The sequence below is a fragment of the Ruegeria sp. BF10 genome (genome assembly GCF_056538725.1).
The window spans coordinates 1,737,935-1,756,618 of sequence record NZ_JBQFTR010000001.1 but is presented as its reverse complement, the minus strand read 5'-3'; the positions used below and the strand labels follow the sequence as shown (position 1 = coordinate 1,756,618).

14 protein-coding genes and 1 riboswitch are annotated in these 18,684 nt (G+C 58.8%); of the genes, 10 read left to right on the top strand and 4 right to left on the bottom strand.

The window, feature by feature from the left end:
• Positions 1 to 60: 60 nt before the first annotated feature.
• Complete coding sequence (locus ACR0DJ_RS08830) at positions 61 to 759, bottom strand: glutathione S-transferase N-terminal domain-containing protein (RefSeq protein WP_480684605.1); 699 nt, start codon at positions 757 to 759, stop codon at positions 61 to 63.
• 122 nt (positions 760 to 881) lie between these two features.
• Positions 882 to 959, top strand: a riboswitch (SAM riboswitch).
• 62 nt (positions 960 to 1,021) lie between these two features.
• On the opposite strand from ACR0DJ_RS08830, the gene metZ reads away from it, so the two are divergent.
• Both metZ and folE2 read left to right on the top strand, forming a co-directional pair.
• Positions 1,022 to 2,212 (top strand): O-succinylhomoserine sulfhydrylase, encoded by a 1,191-nt coding sequence (gene metZ, locus ACR0DJ_RS08825; protein WP_425078035.1) that lies wholly within the window; start codon positions 1,022 to 1,024, stop codon positions 2,210 to 2,212.
• A gap of 246 nt (positions 2,213 to 2,458) precedes the next feature.
• Positions 2,459 to 3,562: a GTP cyclohydrolase FolE2 gene (folE2, locus tag ACR0DJ_RS08820; protein WP_480684604.1), complete on the top strand. Its 1,104-nt coding sequence runs from the start codon at positions 2,459 to 2,461 to the stop codon at positions 3,560 to 3,562.
• A gap of 340 nt (positions 3,563 to 3,902) precedes the next feature.
• Here the strand turns inward: folE2 and ACR0DJ_RS08815 are convergent, their stop codons facing one another.
• Positions 3,903 to 4,535 carry a hypothetical protein gene (locus ACR0DJ_RS08815; protein WP_480684602.1) on the bottom strand — a complete coding sequence of 211 codons (633 nt, stop codon included), beginning with the start codon at positions 4,533 to 4,535 and terminating at the stop codon, positions 3,903 to 3,905.
• Positions 4,536 to 4,546: 11 nt separating this feature from the next.
• Between ACR0DJ_RS08815 and ACR0DJ_RS08810 the strand changes: the two genes are divergently transcribed.
• Positions 4,547 to 5,995 carry a TrkH family potassium uptake protein gene (locus tag ACR0DJ_RS08810; RefSeq protein WP_170346593.1) on the top strand — a complete coding sequence of 483 codons (1,449 nt, stop codon included), beginning with the start codon at positions 4,547 to 4,549 and terminating at the stop codon, positions 5,993 to 5,995.
• Positions 5,995 to 7,569, top strand: a complete 1,575-nt coding sequence (locus tag ACR0DJ_RS08805) for a 5-guanidino-2-oxopentanoate decarboxylase (RefSeq protein WP_480684601.1) — start codon at positions 5,995 to 5,997, stop codon at positions 7,567 to 7,569. Before ACR0DJ_RS08810 ends, ACR0DJ_RS08805 begins: the two co-directional genes overlap by 1 nt.
• Positions 7,570 to 7,623: 54 nt before the next feature.
• Here the strand turns inward: ACR0DJ_RS08805 and ACR0DJ_RS08800 are convergent, their stop codons facing one another.
• The gene (locus ACR0DJ_RS08800) at positions 7,624 to 9,363 is read right to left on the bottom strand and encodes a serine protease (protein ID WP_480684600.1); all 1,740 of its coding nucleotides are present in this window, start codon (positions 9,361 to 9,363) and stop codon (positions 7,624 to 7,626) included.
• 206 nt (positions 9,364 to 9,569) lie between these two features.
• Between ACR0DJ_RS08800 and ACR0DJ_RS08795 the strand changes: the two genes are divergently transcribed.
• Entirely contained in the window at positions 9,570 to 10,499 is a 930-nt protein-coding gene (locus ACR0DJ_RS08795; RefSeq protein ID WP_480684599.1) for a glycine--tRNA ligase subunit alpha, read from the top strand.
• Between the two features lie 8 nt (positions 10,500 to 10,507).
• Here the strand turns inward: ACR0DJ_RS08795 and ACR0DJ_RS08790 are convergent, their stop codons facing one another.
• A complete protein-coding gene (locus tag ACR0DJ_RS08790; protein WP_170346597.1) occupies positions 10,508 to 11,140 on the bottom strand; it encodes a MarC family protein in 633 nt (210 codons plus the stop codon).
• A 78-nt stretch (positions 11,141 to 11,218) separates the two neighbouring features.
• On the opposite strand from ACR0DJ_RS08790, the gene ACR0DJ_RS08785 reads away from it, so the two are divergent.
• The 5 genes from ACR0DJ_RS08785 (at position 11,219) to ACR0DJ_RS08765 (ending at position 18,660) form a co-directional block, all read left to right on the top strand.
• A complete protein-coding gene (locus tag ACR0DJ_RS08785; RefSeq protein WP_480684597.1) occupies positions 11,219 to 11,740 on the top strand; it encodes a DUF6446 family protein in 522 nt (173 codons plus the stop codon).
• A gap of 8 nt (positions 11,741 to 11,748) precedes the next feature.
• Positions 11,749 to 12,957: a sodium/glutamate symporter gene (gltS, locus tag ACR0DJ_RS08780; protein WP_480684596.1), complete on the top strand. Its 1,209-nt coding sequence runs from the start codon at positions 11,749 to 11,751 to the stop codon at positions 12,955 to 12,957.
• 9 nt (positions 12,958 to 12,966) lie between these two features.
• On the top strand, positions 12,967 to 15,201 hold the full coding sequence (gene glyS / locus ACR0DJ_RS08775) for a glycine--tRNA ligase subunit beta (RefSeq protein WP_480684595.1): 2,235 nt from the start codon (positions 12,967 to 12,969) through the stop codon (positions 15,199 to 15,201).
• Positions 15,202 to 15,290: 89 nt separating this feature from the next.
• Positions 15,291 to 17,831 (top strand): putative PEP-binding protein, encoded by a 2,541-nt coding sequence (locus ACR0DJ_RS08770; RefSeq protein ID WP_170346601.1) that lies wholly within the window; start codon positions 15,291 to 15,293, stop codon positions 17,829 to 17,831.
• 187 nt (positions 17,832 to 18,018) lie between these two features.
• The gene (locus ACR0DJ_RS08765; protein WP_480684593.1) at positions 18,019 to 18,660 is read left to right on the top strand and encodes a cell wall hydrolase; all 642 of its coding nucleotides are present in this window, start codon (positions 18,019 to 18,021) and stop codon (positions 18,658 to 18,660) included.
• Positions 18,661 to 18,684: the final 24 nt, after the last annotated feature.

Below are 18,684 nucleotides of genomic sequence, written 5' to 3'. Positions count from 1 at the left end.
CTGCGGCCAAGGCAGCCAGGGCTGATGATCAGCGTCAATCCAAACGGGTTTTCAACGCAGTCATCGTTTGAACAAGACCTCCTGCGCCTGCTTGTCACGATTGTCTCCTCGTAGCTCTGCGTGCAGAGCGCGCCCGGCCTGAACACCGGGGCGGGCGCCGACGGCCTTCAGCCAGCGCGCAAAGTGGGGTTTGTCCTCCAGCACTTGCTGCTGCCCTTCCCACAGGCTGGCCCAGCCCCAGATCGACATGTCTGCAATCGAATAGAAGTCTCCGGCAACGTATTCGTTCTCGGCCAGCCGTCTGTCGAGCACCCCGTACAGACGACCGACCTCGGCCCGGTAACGATCTTTGGCATAGGGCAGGTCCTGTGGCGGGTTCAGTTGCGGGGCGTATTTCAGGAAGTGATGCGCCTGACCGGCCATCGGGCCAACACCGCCCATCTGCCACATCAGCCATTCTTCGACGGCGATCCGATCACGCTCGGTCTTGCCATAGAACTGCCCGGTCTTGCGGGCCAGATACATCAGAATTGCCCCGCTTTCAAAAACCGAGATCGGTGCACCATCTGGCCCGTCTGGATCCACGATTGCTGGCATCCGGTTGTTCGGGGCGATCTTCAGGAACTGCGGGTCGAACTGATCACCCTTTCCGATATCGATCAGATGAGTGGTGTAGGGCAGCTCCATCTCCTCCAGGGCGATGGACACTTTCCAGCCGTTTGGTGTGGGCCAGAAATACAGATCAATCGGGTCAGCCATGTGTTCTCCTGATATTGGGGGGATCATGCGGGTTTCTGCCGGTTCGGCAAGGGCCGCTTACGAAAGCGTGACCGAAACGCAAGCCGGGCTTGACCGCAAACCGCCCGAGGCGTATTGCCATCCCAAAGCTACGTGGCGATTTGTTACCGGATTGCGGGCCACGCTAAACAACACCGCTAAAAGGTCAGGATGAAAGACCCCTTTCGCTTGGCCGCGTCTGGGGTTTTTTGTTTGCCTCCGCCGGAGGCTGAAAGGGAATGAGATGAGCGAGAACTGGAACAAGCGCACACAAGCCGTCCATGGCGGTATCCGCCGCAGTCAGTACAACGAGGTGAGCGAGGCGATTTTCCTGACGCAGGGCTTTGTGTACGAAACTGCCGAACAGGCCGAAGCCCGGTTTCTGGAATGCGGCCCTGATGAGTTCATCTATGCCCGCTATGGCAATCCGACCGTATCTATGTTTGAACAGCGCATCGCGGCCCTTGAAGGTGGCGAGGATGCGTTCGCGACGGCCTCGGGCATGGCGGCGGTCAACGGTGCGCTGACCTCGATGCTGAAGGCCGGGGACCATGTTGTTTCAGCAAAGGCATTGTTCGGGTCCTGCCTGTATATCCTTGAGAACATCCTGACCCGTTTCGGCGTCGAAGTGACCTTTGTGGACGGCACGGACCTGAAACAGTGGCAGGCAGCGATCCGCCCGGACACCAAGGCGGTCTTTTTCGAATCGATGTCGAACCCGACACTTGAAGTGATCGACATCGCATCCGTGTCCAAGTTGGCCCATGCCGTTGGGGCGATTGTGGTGGTGGACAATGTGTTTTCGACGCCCGTCTTCTCGCGCGCGATAGAACAGGGCGCGGATGTGGTCGTTTATTCGGCAACCAAGCACATTGACGGGCAGGGCCGTGCGCTAGGCGGTGTGATCATCGGCACCAGGGACTTCATCCGCGGAACCGTTGAGCCCTATCTGAAGCATACCGGCGGCGCGCTCAGCCCGTTCAATGCCTGGGTCATGCTCAAAGGTCTGGAAACCATGGCGCTGCGCGTCAATGCGCAGGCCGACAGCGCGCAAAAGATCGCAGAGGCGCTTGAAGGGCATCCCGCGCTGTTGCGTACCCTTTACCCTGGTTTGAAGACCCACGCGCAAAATGCTCTGGTTCAATCGCAACTTGGCGGAAAAGGCGGAACCGTATTGTCCCTGGATATCAAGGGCGGCAAGGACGCTGCTTTTGCGTTCCTGAATGCGATGACCATTCCTGTGATCTCGAACAATCTGGGCGATGCCAAGTCGATCGCGACGCACCCGGCGACCACCACGCACCAGCGTCTGAGCGATGCGCAGAAAGACGAGCTGGGTATTACGCCGGGGCTGATCCGTTTTTCCGTTGGCCTGGAAGACGCCGGGGACCTGCTGGCGGACATCCAGCAGGCATTGGAGGCTTCGCAGAAATAAACTGGAGCACAGTAAAGAACCTCTTGCCGCTGGGGGCATCGCGTTGTCTGTGAACGCGGCGTCTTTTCGGGCGGTATTCGCGGTTGAAGCCTGGTCTTTGTGCCTGCAAAAGGCGTAATTCGTTGCGAAATGACGGTTTTGCGCCGGTTTTTTCAATCCGGACTGCTATTGCCTGCGTATTGGGTTAAACTGGTAAATCACCTGTAGTCGTATATATTCCTACGACCAATCGAGGAACCGCAGCCGATGAACATTCACCCGCGCGACATTGATGAGACCCCGGATCAGGAACAAGCCGCCGAGGCCCTGAAAGTTCTGCGGCAATGGGCGGAATCTGCGACGGCATCCGAGATCAGCCAGCTGGACCCGGCCATTGCGCGGCTGGTGCCCGGCCTGACGCAGGTGAACTATCCTTCGCTGTCGCGCGCGTACCCGGAGGGTTTCTCGGTTGACGCGGATTACCGCGCGTCACTGCCCGACTTGCAAAACGGCCCGTCCAGCCTGATCCGCGGTGCCAAACAGCAGATTCAGCATGTTGGCATCTCGAATTTCCGCCTGCCGATCCGTTTCCACCGGAAAGATGGGGAAGACCTGACGCTTGAGACGTCTGTTACGGGCACCGTCAGCCTTGAGGCCGAGAAAAAGGGCATCAACATGTCCCGGATCATGCGGTCATTCTACAAACATGCCGAGCGTACTTTCAGCTTTGAAGTCATGCAGGCGGCGCTTGACGACTACATGACTGATCTGGACAGCTTTGACGCACGTATCCAGATGCGGTTTTCCTACCCCGACAAGGTCAAGAGCCTGAGATCGGGTCTGGAAGGGTACCAGTATTACGACATCGCTCTGGAACTGGTGGAATCCAACGGTGTACGCCAGAAGATCATGCATCTGGACTATGTCTATTCCTCGACCTGCCCATGCTCTCTGGAGTTGAGCGAGCATGCCCGCGTCATGCGGGGACAATTGGCGACACCGCATTCACAACGTTCCGTCGCGCGAATTTCCGTGGTCGTGGATTGCGATGCCGATTGTCTTTGGTTTGAAGACCTGATCGGGCTGTGCCGACGCGCGGTTCCGACCGAAACGCAGGTCATGGTCAAACGTGAAGATGAACAGGCTTTTGCCGAGCTGAACGCCGCCAATCCGATTTTTGTCGAAGATGCGGCGCGCTTGTTCTGCGCTGAATTGCTGGCAGATCATCACGTCGGTGATTTTCGGGTTGTCGCCAGCCATCAGGAAAGCCTGCACAGCCACGACGCCGTGTCGATTCTGACCGAAGGTCCAACCTTTGCGGCCTCCAGCCTGGATCCAAGACTGTTCACCACCCTGTTTCACGTTGGGTGAATACACCTGCGTAAGCGGCTAGAATTTAATCAGAGATTTCATCTGCAAGCGTTCTTTTGCCGCAACGCAGCAAAAATGCTGCATCTGCGCTGTTCTTGTTGTATATCCATAGGGAATGCAGCAGCCGTTTGTATGCCAATTGAATGGTGAACGGCCCCGAAAGGAAGCCGAGACGTGAGACGCCTTGGACTGCAAGACCGCGATCACCGTTCGAGAAATCGAAGCGGACAAGCCACTTTCGTCACAAATCTCGGGCTGCATCGTTTTTACAGGAGAAACATGTAATGAATCCGATTACCCAACCGCTGGAGTTTCAAGCTGCGGCAATTCGCATGGCTGGTTACGCAATGGTCAACCAGATGAAGATCATGCAGATCGTGACCCGTTCAGCGTTTGAATTGCCGATGGCGCCTGTGCACGCGTTGCACGTGGCTGCGGCGTCTCCGGAAAAGCCGGTGGAAAAGGCGCCGGTCAAGGTAAAAGCCACCGCGCAGCGTGTGCCAAAACCTGCCGTCAAAAAGACCGCAGCAGTGAAAAAAACCGTAAAGAAGGTTGCCGTCGTTGAACCCAAACCGGCGGAGTTTTCCGCGAAGCCACGCGCTGCCGTCACGCCACGGGCTGAACCTGCGGCGAAAGCAAAGCCCGCACCCAAGCCGGCGTCGCAGCCAAAAACCCATGCGAAACCGGCCGCAACTGTAGCCAAGAACGCCAAACCGGTTGCGCGGAATACAGCCCCCGCCGCGTCTTCCACTGCGGCGACCCCGCCGAAGAAATCTCGGGCCCGTCCGGCGGCTTCGGCGACCAAGGCGTCTTCTGCTGCGCAGTCAAAACCTGCGGCAGCGGCAGAACAAACAAAACCGCAAGCGCGCAAAACGCGACCGCCGTCGAAACCGCCCGCAATGCCGGGGGCAGATACCAAAACAGTCACGTAAACCGGGATCATCTGCTTGACACGGTCGGGCTGGCGCGCCAACGCTGCGCGTCATGATGGATCTTCGCCCGGTCGGATATGTGATTGGCTTGCTGGTCGCCATTCTTGGGGCGACCATGCTGTTTCCTATGCTTGCGGACATCATCGAGGGTCGCGGCGAATGGAATGTCTTCCTGGAAAGCGCGATCATCACGATACTGACCGGATCCTTTCTGGCGATGAGCTGTTCCAACGGCGTGGGCGAGGGCTTGACCATTCGGCAGACCTTTCTGTTGACAACAGGGGTCTGGGTTGCGCTGCCGGTCTTCGGGGCAATTCCGTTTCTGTTCGGTGAAACCGAGCTGCGCTTTGTCGATGCATATTTCGAGGCGATGTCAGGTCTGACGACCACAGGTTCGACCGTGATATCAGGGTTGGACACGCTGCCAAAGGGTCTTTTGTTGTGGCGGGGCATCCTGCAATGGCTGGGGGGCATCGGTATCATCGTTGTTGCGATGGTGTTCCTGCCGGAATTGCGGGTTGGTGGCATGCAAATCTTCCGTTCGGAAGGGTTTGAGACCATGGGGAAAATCCTACCTCGCGCGCAGGAGATTGCGGGGCAGATTTCCCTGATCTACGTCTTCCTGACACTTGTATGCGTGCTGGTCTATGCCGCGTTTGGGATGAGCTTTTTTGACGCGTTGGTCCATGCTTTCACGACGGTGTCCACGGGCGGTTTCTCGAACTATGATGCCTCGTTTGGTACATTTTCAGGCCCGGCCGAATATGCTGCATCCGTCTTCATGATCTTGGCGGCTCTTCCCTTTGTGCGTTATGTGCAATTGGCCAATGGTCATACATCTTCACTGTTGAAAGATAGTCAAATTCGGGCGTTTCTGGCGACCATTCTGGTTCTGGTTGTCATCATGTCAGTCTTTCTGACCTCGGTCTTTCCCCATCACTGGGAACAGGCGTTCCGCGAGTCGTTGTTCAATATTACCTCGATCATCTCGGGGACAGGATATGCCAGTGTCGATTACATGGGGTGGGGCAGCTTTCCGATCATGTTGTTCTTCCTGATCGGATTGATCGGTGGATGCGCGGGGTCGACGGCGTGTTCGATCAAGGTTTTCCGGTATCAGTTGCTGTTTGCCTCGATCAAAAGCCAGATCAAACGGATCCGGTCCCCACATGGCGTGTTCATGCCGCTCTATGATGGAAGGCCGGTCGGACGGGACGTTCTGACCTCGGTGATGAGTTTTTTCATGTTCTTCGTTCTGTCGATGGGCGTATTGTCCTGGGCGTTGGCACTGACAGGTCTGGACTTCATTACTTCGGTGTCCGGGGCCGCGACAGCGCTGGCCAACGTTGGCCCGGGTCTTGGCGATCAGATCGGACCGGCGGGTAATTTCGCAGGTCTCAACGATACGGCCAAATGGCTGCTGACAACCGGAATGCTGGTCGGGCGGCTCGAGCTTTTAGCGGTATACGCGATCTTCACCGTTCAATTCTGGAGAGGCTGATGAAAAGACCCCTTGGCGCGCAAATTTCGCATATGCTCAAGGATCGTGGCGTGGATGTGATTTTCGGCATTCCCGGTGTCCACAATCAGGAAATGTATCGTGGTATCGAAGAGGCCGGGATCACGCATGTTCTGGCCCGGCACGAGCAGGGGGCTGGATTCATGGCTGATGGTTACGCGCGCGCGACCGGCCGCCCTGGCGTCGCCTATGTGATCACCGGTCCCGGTTTGTGCAACATCATGACCCCGATCGGACAGGCCTACAGCGACTCGGTTCCGATGCTGGTTCTGTCTTCCTGTCTGGATGAAACGCAGGCTTTACGGGGGCAGTTGCACCAGATGAAAGATCAACGTGCCGCCGCCGGTACAGTTGCGGATTGGTCTGTACAGGCCAACTCCGCCGAAGCTGCCTATGGGCTGATAGAACGGGCGTTTGAAGAATTCGAGCTTTCGCGCCCGCGCCCCAAGCACATTCAGGTGCCCATCGCGCAGCTGGAGGCCGAGGCCGACCCGGCGCCGTTCCCCAACCAGCCCGCGCTGCGCACCAAGGCCTTGCCGCCTGACGTGTCATCGGTCGTGTCCATGTTGAACCTGGCCCGCAGGCCGCTGTTCATTCTGGGTGGGGGCTGCAAATCCAATGAATGGCGGCAGATTCTGACGCAGCTGGGGGCGGCGTGCTTTACCACCTATGCCGGGCGCGGGCTGCCGGGCGCTAACTATCCGCTGGATTTCGGGTCCATGTTGCCGCGTCCCGGCAGTGCCGAGGTAATCGCCTCGGCGGATCTGGTAATCGCTGTCGGGGCCGAGCTGGGCGAGGTCGATTTATGGCGGCAGGATTTGGGGCACAAGGCGACCTTGATACGCGTTGATCTCGACCCCGAGGTTCTGTCTGATCGCCACCGCGCCGCCATCAAGCTGCAAGTCGACAGCCAGAGCTTTGCCCGCGCCCTGTGGCACGCAACCCAGGAGATGAAACCGGCAACAGGCTGGTCACCCGAGGAAGTGGCCGATGCGCGCGCGCGCTGGCGTGCTGAGGTGGATGCCGAGCGGCCCGGAATCGTACCGATCGCAGATGCCCTGCGCGCGGCCATGCCGGCCGATACGATGATCTATTCGGACATGACCCAATTTGCTTATGTTGCAAAAGAGGTCTGGGACATGGCCTACCCCCATCATTGGCACCACCCGACAGGGTTTGGCACTCTTGGCTACGGGTTGCCCGCCGGTATCGGTGGGGCGGTTGCCCGACGCGGCAAACCTACGGCCGTTATCGCCGGGGATTACGGGTTCCATTACACGATGCAGGAACTGGGCGTGGCGGTTGAACTGGGATTGTCGCTTCCGATCATTCTTTGGGACAATGGCAAGCTGAAGGAAATCGAGGACAGTATGGTGCGCAGCCAGATCGCCCCCAATGCGGTCATGGCCCACAATCCTGATTTCTGCAAACTCGCCCAAGCCTTCGGTGCGCGCTCTTCAGCACCTTCGAATGTGGCAGAGATGCAAAGTGCCGTCCGAGCCGCATTCGATGCGCCTGTGCCGACCTTGATCCACGTGACACCTGACATTCTGTAACGAAAAAGCGCCGCATTTTCATGCGGCGCTTTTTTTTGTTGATGTGCTGTCGGATCAATCCCAGCAGTGAACCAGAACCGTCATGCCGGTTGCGCGCCGGTTCAACTCATTGGGTGAGATCCGTGTGGTTTCCTCGCTCGACTGACCGGACACTCCGGCCTCTGCCAGAATTTCCGTCAACCGATCAACGGTGGCCGCAAGGCTGACCGAAGCGGGCAGGGTGCGCCCTTCGGACGGTGTGGGCAACAACATTCCGACGACGTTGCCGCTGTCGTTGAAGACGGGGCCGCCTGCATCGCCGGGTTGGGCATTCAGCGCCAGACGTTTGACGCCGGTCTCACCGTTCAGCCCACGAACGTCCGCGACCTGCCCGTAGGTCAGAGAGGGGCCGCCCAATGCGCCCTGATAGGAAAAGCCGGACACGGCCACTTCTGACTGGATGCGCGGCTTGGCGGCACTGAACGCGGCGACGCTCATGGGGGCGAGAGTCTTTGCAGGGCGCAGGACTGACACGCCAAGTTCAGGGTCCGTCAGGGCCAGTTGAACCTCGTGATCACCATCCAGAGTGATCCGCGTGCAGCTGTCCGCGGCCTCAGAAACCGTCAGTACTGTCCCATTCTCATCCGCAAAGAAACCAGAGCGCGTCAGCCGAGGCTTGCGGACCTGAAGGCCCGACACCAGATCGATGCGCTGTTCTGCGGATGCACCGGCGGAGGCATCCAGAACTGCATCCGTCGTGCTGAAGCTGGAGGTCATCGCTGACAGAACCCGCAGGCGACTTGCTTCGTCTCCTTCGGGCCAGACAAGGGTGAAGCCCTTGATTTTTCCATCCGCCAATTGCGCTTGCGTAAAGGACACTATGCCGTTGCCGCGCCCTTCAAGGGTAAACCGGTCGCGGCCCAGTTCACGAGGGCCATTCAGCGGAACGATCTCAAGCGATTGCATCACCTCGTAAAGCGCGCGGAGCGTGTTCTTGTCCCCCTCCTGGCTGATCAGGAGCGCCTTGGCGTTCAGGTCAGAGATGCTTTTGAAATGTGCAAACGGGGCTTGATAGCGATCAAGGCTCACAGCGCCCAGAGGCATGTCGAGCACAATCCCGGCCTTGTCGTCGGAATACCGCTCCATTCCGACAGAGATCAGCGGCGCGTTGTATTCATCCATCAGGGCCTTGCGCTGCAACGTGGTCAGAACACCCGTGGCGTCAAACCCGTTATAGCGCTGCCAATCGCTCATTGATCGGCGGGTGCCTTGCCCGAACGCACCATCAATGGTCGAGTTGTAAAACCCCGCCGCGCGCAGAGCCGTTTGCAGATCCTTGCGTTCCTGCGCGGTCAACAGACGTTCGGACTGAAGCGCCTGTGCGCGGGTTTCATCGGAATCCTGTGGTGTGACCACAGCCGGAGCCTCTTCCGGTTGTGCCACAGGTTCAATTGGTGCCGCGACGGCGCCGCGGTTCAGCACGTTTGCCCCGACGGGCCAGAACTGTTGCCCCATCGAGCTGGAAAACGCGATGTAACTGTCGCGCGGGATCTGGCCTTCGGCCCGATAGACGCGCAGCACCTGTTCGGCGTCGGTACGAGCATAGGGGCCGATCACGATCGCGTACCAGCCGCTGTTCAGGCGAAACCCGTTCACGTCCGGCAAGGTGCCGGCATAGGCCTGTGCCCGTTCCTGCGCTTCGCGCAGTGATGGCTGGGCCTCGACCTGGACCCAGACGCCGGGATCTTGTTGTGCGGTTGCGGCGCGCAGGCCGACCAGAAGAAACAATAGGATTGCTGAAAATACGCGTGTCATAGTCTGCCCGTCTTATGCAGTGTTTGTGCTTTGGTGCAGAATACGCGAATTCATTTGCGAAACGCCATGCCGCGAATGCGGGGAATTTCCGGTGTGGCTCCGCAGATACAGGCTTGGACCCAAGCCCCGTTGACGCCCCTTGGCCCCTTGCATAGGAAGGGCAAAACCGACCGGAACCGGGCGCAGAGGCGCCCAGAGGGAATGCCATGACCGAACCGACCAGCGCACCGCGTTCATTTCAGGAGATCATCCTGCGGCTTCAGACTTATTGGGCGTCGAAAGGCTGTGCGATTCTACAGCCCTACGACATGGAAGTCGGGGCCGGAACGTTCCATCCCGCGACGACCCTGCGCGCGCTGGGGTCCAAGGCTTGGGCCGCGGCTTACGTTCAGCCGTCGCGCCGCCCGACGGATGGGCGTTATGGCGAAAACCCGAACCGGTTGCAGCACTACTATCAGTATCAGGTACTGATCAAACCCAGCCCACCGGATTTGCAGGAACTGTATCTGGGAAGCCTTGAAGCCATCGGCATCGACATGGACCTGCACGACATCCGGTTCGTCGAGGATGACTGGGAAAGCCCGACACTCGGCGCGTGGGGTCTGGGTTGGGAAGTCTGGTGTGACGGAATGGAAGTCAGCCAGTTCACCTATTTCCAGCAGGTCGGCGGGCATGACTGCGCGCCGGTCTCGGGCGAATTGACCTATGGGCTTGAGCGTCTGGCCATGTATGTTCTGGGCATCGATCACGTGATGGACATGCCGTTCAACGATCCCCAGTCGCCCAGCCCTTTGACATACGGCGATATCTTCAAGCAGACCGAAGAGGAATATGCCCGCTGGAACTTCGACGTGGCCAACACCGAGGTTCTGCTGCGCCACTTCGAAGAGGCCGAGGCCGAGTGCGCCGCAATTCTGAGCCAGGAGCATGTGGATCCGAAGACGGGCAAACGCATCATCATGGCGCACCCGGCCTATGATCAATGCATCAAGGCCAGTCACATCTTCAATCTGCTGGACGCGCGCGGCGTGATCTCGGTGACCGAACGGCAGGCCTATATCGGGCGTGTTCGGGCGCTGGCCAAACAATGTGCGGATGCGTTCATGCAGACCGAGGCCGCCGGGTTTCAGGCCTGATGAGGCAATCAGGCCAGTCCGGGCAAAAGTGCTTTGAGTCCGTCTGCGATCATGCTGACGGCAATGGCCGCAAGGATCATGCCCATGAAGCGGCTCATGATCACGCGCGCGTTGCTGGACAGGCGTTCAGCCAGCCATGCGGCGTTCCAGAAGGTGATCAGAAGCAGACCAACTACGGTGAGGAATACTGCTGCATAAACAAAGGCTTCGACCGGAGTTTTGACCTGATGTGCATACAGGATCAGGGTGGTTATCGTGCCAGGGCCGACCAGGATGGGAAAGGCCAGCGGGTAAAAGGCCACAGTGTCTGGTTCGGGGTAAGCTTCCTTTTCGCCTTTCGTTCCGTGGTGAGAGGTGCTTTCATTCCCGTTCAGCATATTGAGGCCGATCATCATGACGACAAGGCCACCGGCGACGCGCAGGTGGTTGACGCTGATGCCAAAAAGGCCAAGCGCCTGACTTCCGACCAGCGCAAAGGCTCCACCAAGGATCAGGCAATAGATCACCGTCTTCACCGCGATCTTGCGCTGGTCGGCGGCAGGCAGATCCTGAGTGACGCTCAGAAACACCGGCAGGTTGGAAACCGGGTTCATGATCGCAAACAATGCGCCGAAAAAACCGACAGCAAGCGTGGAATCCATGGTGTTGACCTCATTGATGCCTGTACCCGGATGAAACCTGTCCTATTTTACAAGAACTTGAAAGAGGCGGCTTAAGAGATGACGGGAAAACTGCTGGCAATTGTCCTGTTGCTGTCGGCCCTGGCGGCCGGGGCCGGAATGTATTATTTGCAGATTTACGGTTTCTACTATGAGGTCGAACCGCAACCCGGTCAGGACGTGGTCCTGATGACGGAAGAAGGCGATGCGCCCGTCCCGATCCCCTATTCAGAATTTCAGGCGATCGATGCAGACAGTTCTCCGATCCGCTACCGTGGCTGTTTCGAAACGGATCTGAAACCGGATCAGATGGCCGGGTTTATTCCTGTCGAAAACCCCGAACCCTTGACCGCGCCGGGTTGGTTTGACTGTTACGATGCCGTGTCGCTGGGCGATGCACTGAAATCAGGTCAGGCGCAGGCGTTCTTGGGTGTGAAGAACATCCATTTCGGCGTCGACCGGATCGTGGCGATCACCAGGGATGGCAAGGGATATGTCTGGCACGCGTTGAACAACTGCGGTGAAAAAGCCTATGACGGTACGGTGGTGGGTGAGGAGTGCCCGAAACGCCCTGAAAACTGAGGAAAACCATGGCTGATGCCGTTTTGATCCCGGACTTCATTACCGCGACTCTGGGATTTGCGGTGTATTTGCTGGGTGCCCGGATCAACGGCAAAGTCGCAGTTCTGAGGCAGTTCAACATTCCTGAACCGGTCACAGGCGGCCTTTTGGCCTCGCTCGTGGTTTTGCTGCTCTATCTCGTTGCCGATGTAGAGCTGTCATTCGAGTTGCAGACCCGGGACGCTCTGCTGGTTCTGTTCTTTGCCGGGATCGGACTGAACGCGCGGCTTTCTGACTTGATTGCCGGTGGTAAGCCTTTGTTGATCCTGCTGATTTTGACGTTTGTTACGATTGTTGCGCAGAACGTTATCGGCGCGGCAGGTGCGTCCTTGTTTGGCTATCCTGCGCAAGCTGGCGTTCTGTTCGGTTCGGCCGCGTTGATTGGTGGGCACGGTACCGCAATCGCATGGGCACCCGAAGTTGCCAGCGCAACGGGTCTGGACGGTGCAACCGAACTTGGCGTTGCTGTGGCGACGCTCGGACTGGTGCTTGCCGCGCTGGTAGGTGGTCCTATTGCACGTCTTCTGGTGGAAACACGAGACCTTTCGCCGAACCGACCTGACGAAGAACACACGGTCGGACTGCCGGAAAAAGCGACCGTGGCCACGGAAATTGACCATGTGACCATTATGCGCGTGCTGCTGCATCTGAACCTTGCCATCATTCTGGGATATGCGCTGGGCGAGGCGATTTCGGCCGCGGGGCTGAAGCTGCCGCTGTTTGTGCCCTGTCTGATCATGGGCATCGTGATCTCGAATGTCCGAACGGCCATTGCTCCGTCCGCGCCGCCGGTTGCGCGTACACCGTCGCTGGCATTGCTGTCTGAATTTGCTCTTGGTGCCTTTCTGGCAATGTCACTGATGAGTTTGCAGTTGTGGACCATAGCGGAACTGGGTGTGGCAATTACCGTGATCATGTCGGCGCAAACTCTGTTCACGGTCGTTTTCGTGATATGGGTGCTGTTTCCCCTGATGGGCTCGAATTATCGCGGAGCGGTGCTGGCCGCGGGCTTCGGAGGCTTTGCCCTGGGCGCCACACCCACGGCGATTGCAAATATGACGGCAGTAACCAAGCGATATGGGCCTTCACCTATTGCCTTTATCGTGCTGCCCCTTGTATCCGCCTTCTTTGTGGATATCGCCAATGCCATCGTCATTCAGACGATTGTGAACTTCTAAGGACCGACTATGCCCGACCTGCTGATCGAACTGTTTTCCGAAGAAATTCCTGCGCGGATGCAAACCCGTGCCGGTGAGGATCTGAAAAAGCGGATTACCGATGGTCTGGTCGAGGCCGGCTTGACCTATTCAAACGCTGCCGCACTGACCACACCCCGCCGCCTGACATTGGCGGTGGAAGGTCTGCTGGCGCAAAGTCCGACAATCCGGGAAGAGCGCAAAGGACCCAAGGTCGGCGCGCCGGACAAGGCGATCGAAGGTTTCCTGCGGGGCGCGGGCCTGACCCGCGACCAACTGGAAGAGCGTGAGACCCCCAAGGGCGCCGTTTACTTCGCCACCATCGAGAAACCGGGCCGTCCGGCCGCCGAGATCATTGCCGAAGTGCTGGAGGCCACCATTCGCAATTTCCCATGGCCCAAATCCATGCGTTGGGGCAGTGGCAGCCTGCGGTGGGTCCGTCCGTTGCATTCCATTCTGTGCATCCTGTCGGATGATTCCGGGGCGCAGGTTGTTCCGATGGATGTCGACGGCATCCGTTCCGGAGACACCACAGCCGGTCATCGTTTCATGGCCCCCAACCGGTTCCCGGTTACGTCTTTCGAGGACTATGCCGCCAAGCTGAAACGCGCATTCGTGATTCTCTCGCCGGATGAACGTTCCGAACACATCTGGAATGATGCACAGAACATGGCTTTTGCCGCAGGTCTGGAAATCGTCGAAGATAAGGGCCTGTTGGCCGAGGTTGCCGGGCTGGTGGAATGGCCCGTGGTTTTGATGGGCCAGATCGATGACGAGTTTCTGGAACTGCCGCCCGAAGTGTTGCAGACCTCGATGAAAGAGCATCAGAAGTTCTTTTCGGTGAAGAACCCCAAGACAGGTCGGATCGAACGGTTCATCACCGTCGCCAACCGCGAAACCGCCGACAACGGCGCAACCATTCTGGCGGGGAACCAAAAGGTGCTGTCGGCACGTCTGGCCGATGCCAAGTTCTTCTGGGAGAACGATCTGCGCATTGCCAAGTCGGACATCACCCAATGGACCCGAGCGCTGGAGAACGTGACCTTCCACAACAAGCTGGGCACTCAGGCCCAACGTATCGAGCGCATCGCCGCGCTGGCCCGCGAACTGGCCCCGGTGACGGGCGCCGACCCGGACCAGGCCGAGAAAGCCGCGCGCCTGGCCAAGGCCGATCTGAGTTCAGAGATTGTCTATGAATTCCCCGAACTTCAGGGGCTCATGGGGCGGTATTACATCGAAGCCGCCGGCGAGGATGCCGCGGTGGCAGCTGTGGCGCAAGAACACTACTCGCCGCTGGGGCCGTCGGATGATGTGCCTGCGGCACCTCTGTCGGTCGCCGTGGCGCTTGCGGACAAACTTGATACTCTGGCCGGGTTCTGGGCGATCGATGAAAAGCCCACCGGGTCGAAGGACCCGTTCGCGCTGCGTCGCGCGGCCTTGGGGGTGATCCGGTTGATCCTGAACAATGATCTGCGGCTGAAGCTCGACCGTTTCTTCGACGCGCAACTCGTTCGGGCCGAAGCGGCTTCGAACGAAGCCTTGCACGACGGGCATGTCGCAGAGCTGTTGGATGAGATTGCCGACCACGGTGTTTTCGGAGCAGCGTTCCGTACGGTGAAGGAGAAGCTTGCGGACGACAAGGCCGGGACGCACCAAATGGCGGACTTTCTGCATCTTGAACGGAAGGTACCCGATACGTCAGATGACCTTTTGTCCTTCTTCCACGACCGGCTCAAAGTCTTCCTCCGAGACGAGGGCATCCGCCATGACATCATCGACGCCTGCATCGCGATGGAGGGCAATGACGACCTGAACCTGCTGGTCAAACGTGCGCGCGCGCTGAATGCGGTGATCGCGACCGAGGATGGGGAAAACCTCGTGCAGGGGTTCAAGCGGGCCAACAACATCCTGACCCAGGCCGAGGAAAAGGACGGCGTGGAATACTCTTACGGTGCGGATGTGAAATTCGCCGAGACCGAAAGCGAGAAGGCGCTTTTCGCGGCTTTGGACAGGGCTCAGTCGCAGATCGATGTGGCTCTGAAGTCCGAAGACTTCGCAGCTGCCGTGGCCGCCATGGCCGCGCTGCGCGGCCCTGTGGATGGTTTTTTTGAGGACGTGCAGGTCAACACCGACAATGATGTGATCCGCCGCAACCGGCTGAACCTGCTCAGTCAGATCAGGCAGGTTTGTTCCAGCGTGGCCGATCTGTCGCGGATCGAAGGTTAAAACCTCGGGCACGCAGCGATGCGTGCCCACAACGCCCTTGCACGAAGGGCGCAAGCGCTTATGCTGCACGCAAATCAAAAGGTGCTGCAGTGCAGAATAATCCGCATACCACGCTCATTACACCCGATGCGCCGGTCTCGGCCCATACCCATGGCGGGCGGGCCAAGTGTCTGCAACGACTGGTTCGACTGGACCTGCCGGTGCCCCGGACCGTCGCGTTGTCGTTTGATGCGGTCCATCAGATTGCGGAAGGCGAAGTTCCGAACCTTGACGCGATCCTTGAGCAATTCGATCCGGCGACCTTGCTGTGCGTCCGACCAAGTTCCGAAGATCCCGACTGGGGCGGGCCCGGTGCGGTTCTGAACATTGGCATGAATGATGCACGCTATGTGGACCTGTCCGATACGATGGGGGCAGAGGCCGCTGCAGCGCTGTATCTCAGGTTCGTTCAAAGCTATGCGATCCACGTGGCGCGGCTGGACGCGGACGTGTTCGATGACATCGACATGGATGGCAGCGAAGGTCTGCGCCATTCCCTGCGCGCGTACGAAGATGAAACGGACGAAGCCTTTCCGCAGGACCGCGGTGAACAGCTGATCGGTGTTTTGCGCTCGATGGCCCGCGCATGGGACGGGACATCCGCTCGGCTGTTGCGGCAGGCCAAGGGCGCCCCGGCAGATGCCGGTCTTGGGCTTGTCATTCAAGAGATGATCCCGGGGGTCGGGCAGGGTGAATGCGGATCAGGTGTGCTTCAACTGGTCGACTCGACCACAGGAATGCCGCAGATCACGGGGCGCTACCTGAGCCAGAGCCAGGGCCGTGATGCGCTGGGCGAAGATGTGGCGGCGCTGTTTCTTGAAAAAGACCCGCGTGGACCGTCGCTTGAAGAAGTCGCACCCAAAGCCTTTGCCGAGTTGAAGCAACAAGCTGCGCTGATGCGTGAAAAACTGCGCGAAGAAATGCAGGTCGAGTTCGTCATTCAAAACGGCAACGTGCATATTCTGGACGGCGTCCGGGTTCAGAGAACGTCGCGCGCGGCGATGCGGATCGCCGTTCGTCTGGCCGAAGACGGGATCATACCGCCGCAAGAGGCGGTGATGCGTGTGGACCCCCACGCGCTGAATGAACTTTTGCACCGGCAGGTCCATCCGGAAGCGCGGCGTGACGTGCTGACGACGGCCATCGGTGCCAGCCCGGGCGCTTCAACGGGAAAGATCGTGTTTACATCCGCAGAAGCGCAGGCCAGTGCCGCGCGCGGCGAGGCCTGCGTTCTGGTCCGCCGCGAAACCTCGCCCGAGGATGTGCGCGGGATGCATGCGGCCGTTGCGGTTCTGACGGAAAAAGGCGGGATGACCAGCCACGCCGCCGTGATTGGCCGTGGACTTGGCCTGCCCTGTATCGTTGGTGCCTCAGACATGCGGTTCCAGACCAAAAAGAAGATGCTGACCGCACCCGATGGTCGAGTTTTCAAGACCGGCGATATTCTGACCATCGATGGCAGTTCCGGTCAGGTGCTGGCAGGGCAGCCCGCCATGCTTGAGGCCGCGTTGGATGATTGTTTTCAGACCTTGATGGCGTGGGCCGATGCCGAGCGTGATATTGACATCCGCGCAAATGCCGACACACCGGCCGATGCGCAGACGGCGCGCAACTTTCAGGCGCAGGGGATCGGCCTGTGCCGGACGGAACATATGTTCTTTGAACCCGGTCGCCTGATCGTGATGCGCGAGATGATTTTTGCGCAAACGTCTTCGGGCAGGGCGGCTGTGCTGGAACGTTTGCTTCCGATGCAGCGTGAAGACTTTGTTCAACTGTTCAGAATCATGGAAGGGCAGCCCGTCTGCATTCGCCTGTTCGACCCTCCATTGCACGAATTCCTGCCAACCACACGCAGCGGCCAACGGGAATTGGCCGAGGCGCTGGATTTGCCGGTTTCCGATGTCGAGCGTCGGGTTGACGCGATGACGGAATACAATCCGATGCTGGGCCTGCGCGGTGTTCGTCTGGGTGTGACCGTTCCCGAAATCTATGACATGCAGGCGCGCGCGATCTTCGAAGCCACGCTGGATGCCAGAAAGAACGGCGCCCCCGTCGTGCCCGAAGTGATGATACCGCTGGTATCCGCGAAACGAGAAGTCGAACTGGTCAAGTCCCGCATCGATACGGTGGCGGCGGCGGTCGCGTCAGAACGCGGGCAGGAGTTTGAATATCGGCTGGGTGTGATGGTCGAAACACCGCGCGCCTGTCTGCGCGCAGAAGAGATCGCCCCGCAGACCGCGTTCATGAGTTTCGGAACGAATGACCTGACGCAGATGACCTATGGTCTGTCCCGCGACGATGCCGGCCGTTTCATGTCCGCCTATGTTCGCCAGGGTGTCTTCGGCGAAGATCCGTTCCACGTTCTTGATCCGGATGGGGTCGGGGAACTGCTGAAGCTGGGAGCCGAGCGGGGACGAGCCGCGAAACCGGATGTAACCCTGTCTGTTTGCGGAGAACATGGCGGAAACCCCGAATCAATCGCCATTTGCAGGGATTTGGGGTTCGACTATGTTTCGTGTTCGCCGTTCCGGGTTCCGGTCGCTCGGCTGGCTGCCGCTCAACTGGCGATTTCCTCCAGACTTGGGGGTTGACAGGGCCTGAAAACCCAAGGATTAGTGGGTTATCTGGACACTCGTAGGCGAAATTTATCTTCGCTACGGGCAAGATTCCACTTGCATTTTCCGAAAGACTGGACCTTTGCGCTCGATTGCGTTAAATGCCTCGTCGCGCCCGCCGGGGGAGGGTATGGCGCGTGAAGTGCCTGTGCGAGGTTATCTGATGCTACGTTACATAATGGCTGTTGCCACAATGGCGGCAACCGTGCTGCCCAGTGCGTCCTTCGCCGAGAGGGAAGCAATTGATACTGCAAAGAAAGAGCTTGTCGCCCGCAGCGAATTGCCGGCGCAAAGCTTTCGCGACTATTTCAAACTGTTCCAAGCGCGTAAGGCGGCCAAACCAGTTGAAGTAACATACTCCAAGGACTGGCTTGACCAGCAACCCAAGGCAACCGGTGACGAAAACTGGAAGTGCCTGTCCGAGGCATTGTACTTCGAAGCCCGTGGCGAAAGCGTGCGTGGCCAGTTTGCTGTGGCCGAGGTCATCTTGAACCGGGTCAAAAGCAGCCGCTTTCCAAGCTCTCTGTGTGGTGTGATCCGTCAGGGGACCGGCAAGAAATACCAGTGCCAGTTCACCTATACATGTGACGGTCGCAAAGAGGTCATCCACGAGAAGAAGGCTTATGAGCGCGTATCCAAGGTCGCTCGGGCAGCCATTGATGGTATTGGCCAAGAGCTGACCGAAGGGGCGACCCACTACCACACGACGGCGGTTCGGCCATCTTGGTCGCGGGTCTATAAACAGACCGCGCGGATCGGTGTGCACATTTTCTACCGCCACAACTATCGGACAGCGAGCAACTGATTGACGCACCCGCGCTGGAAGCTT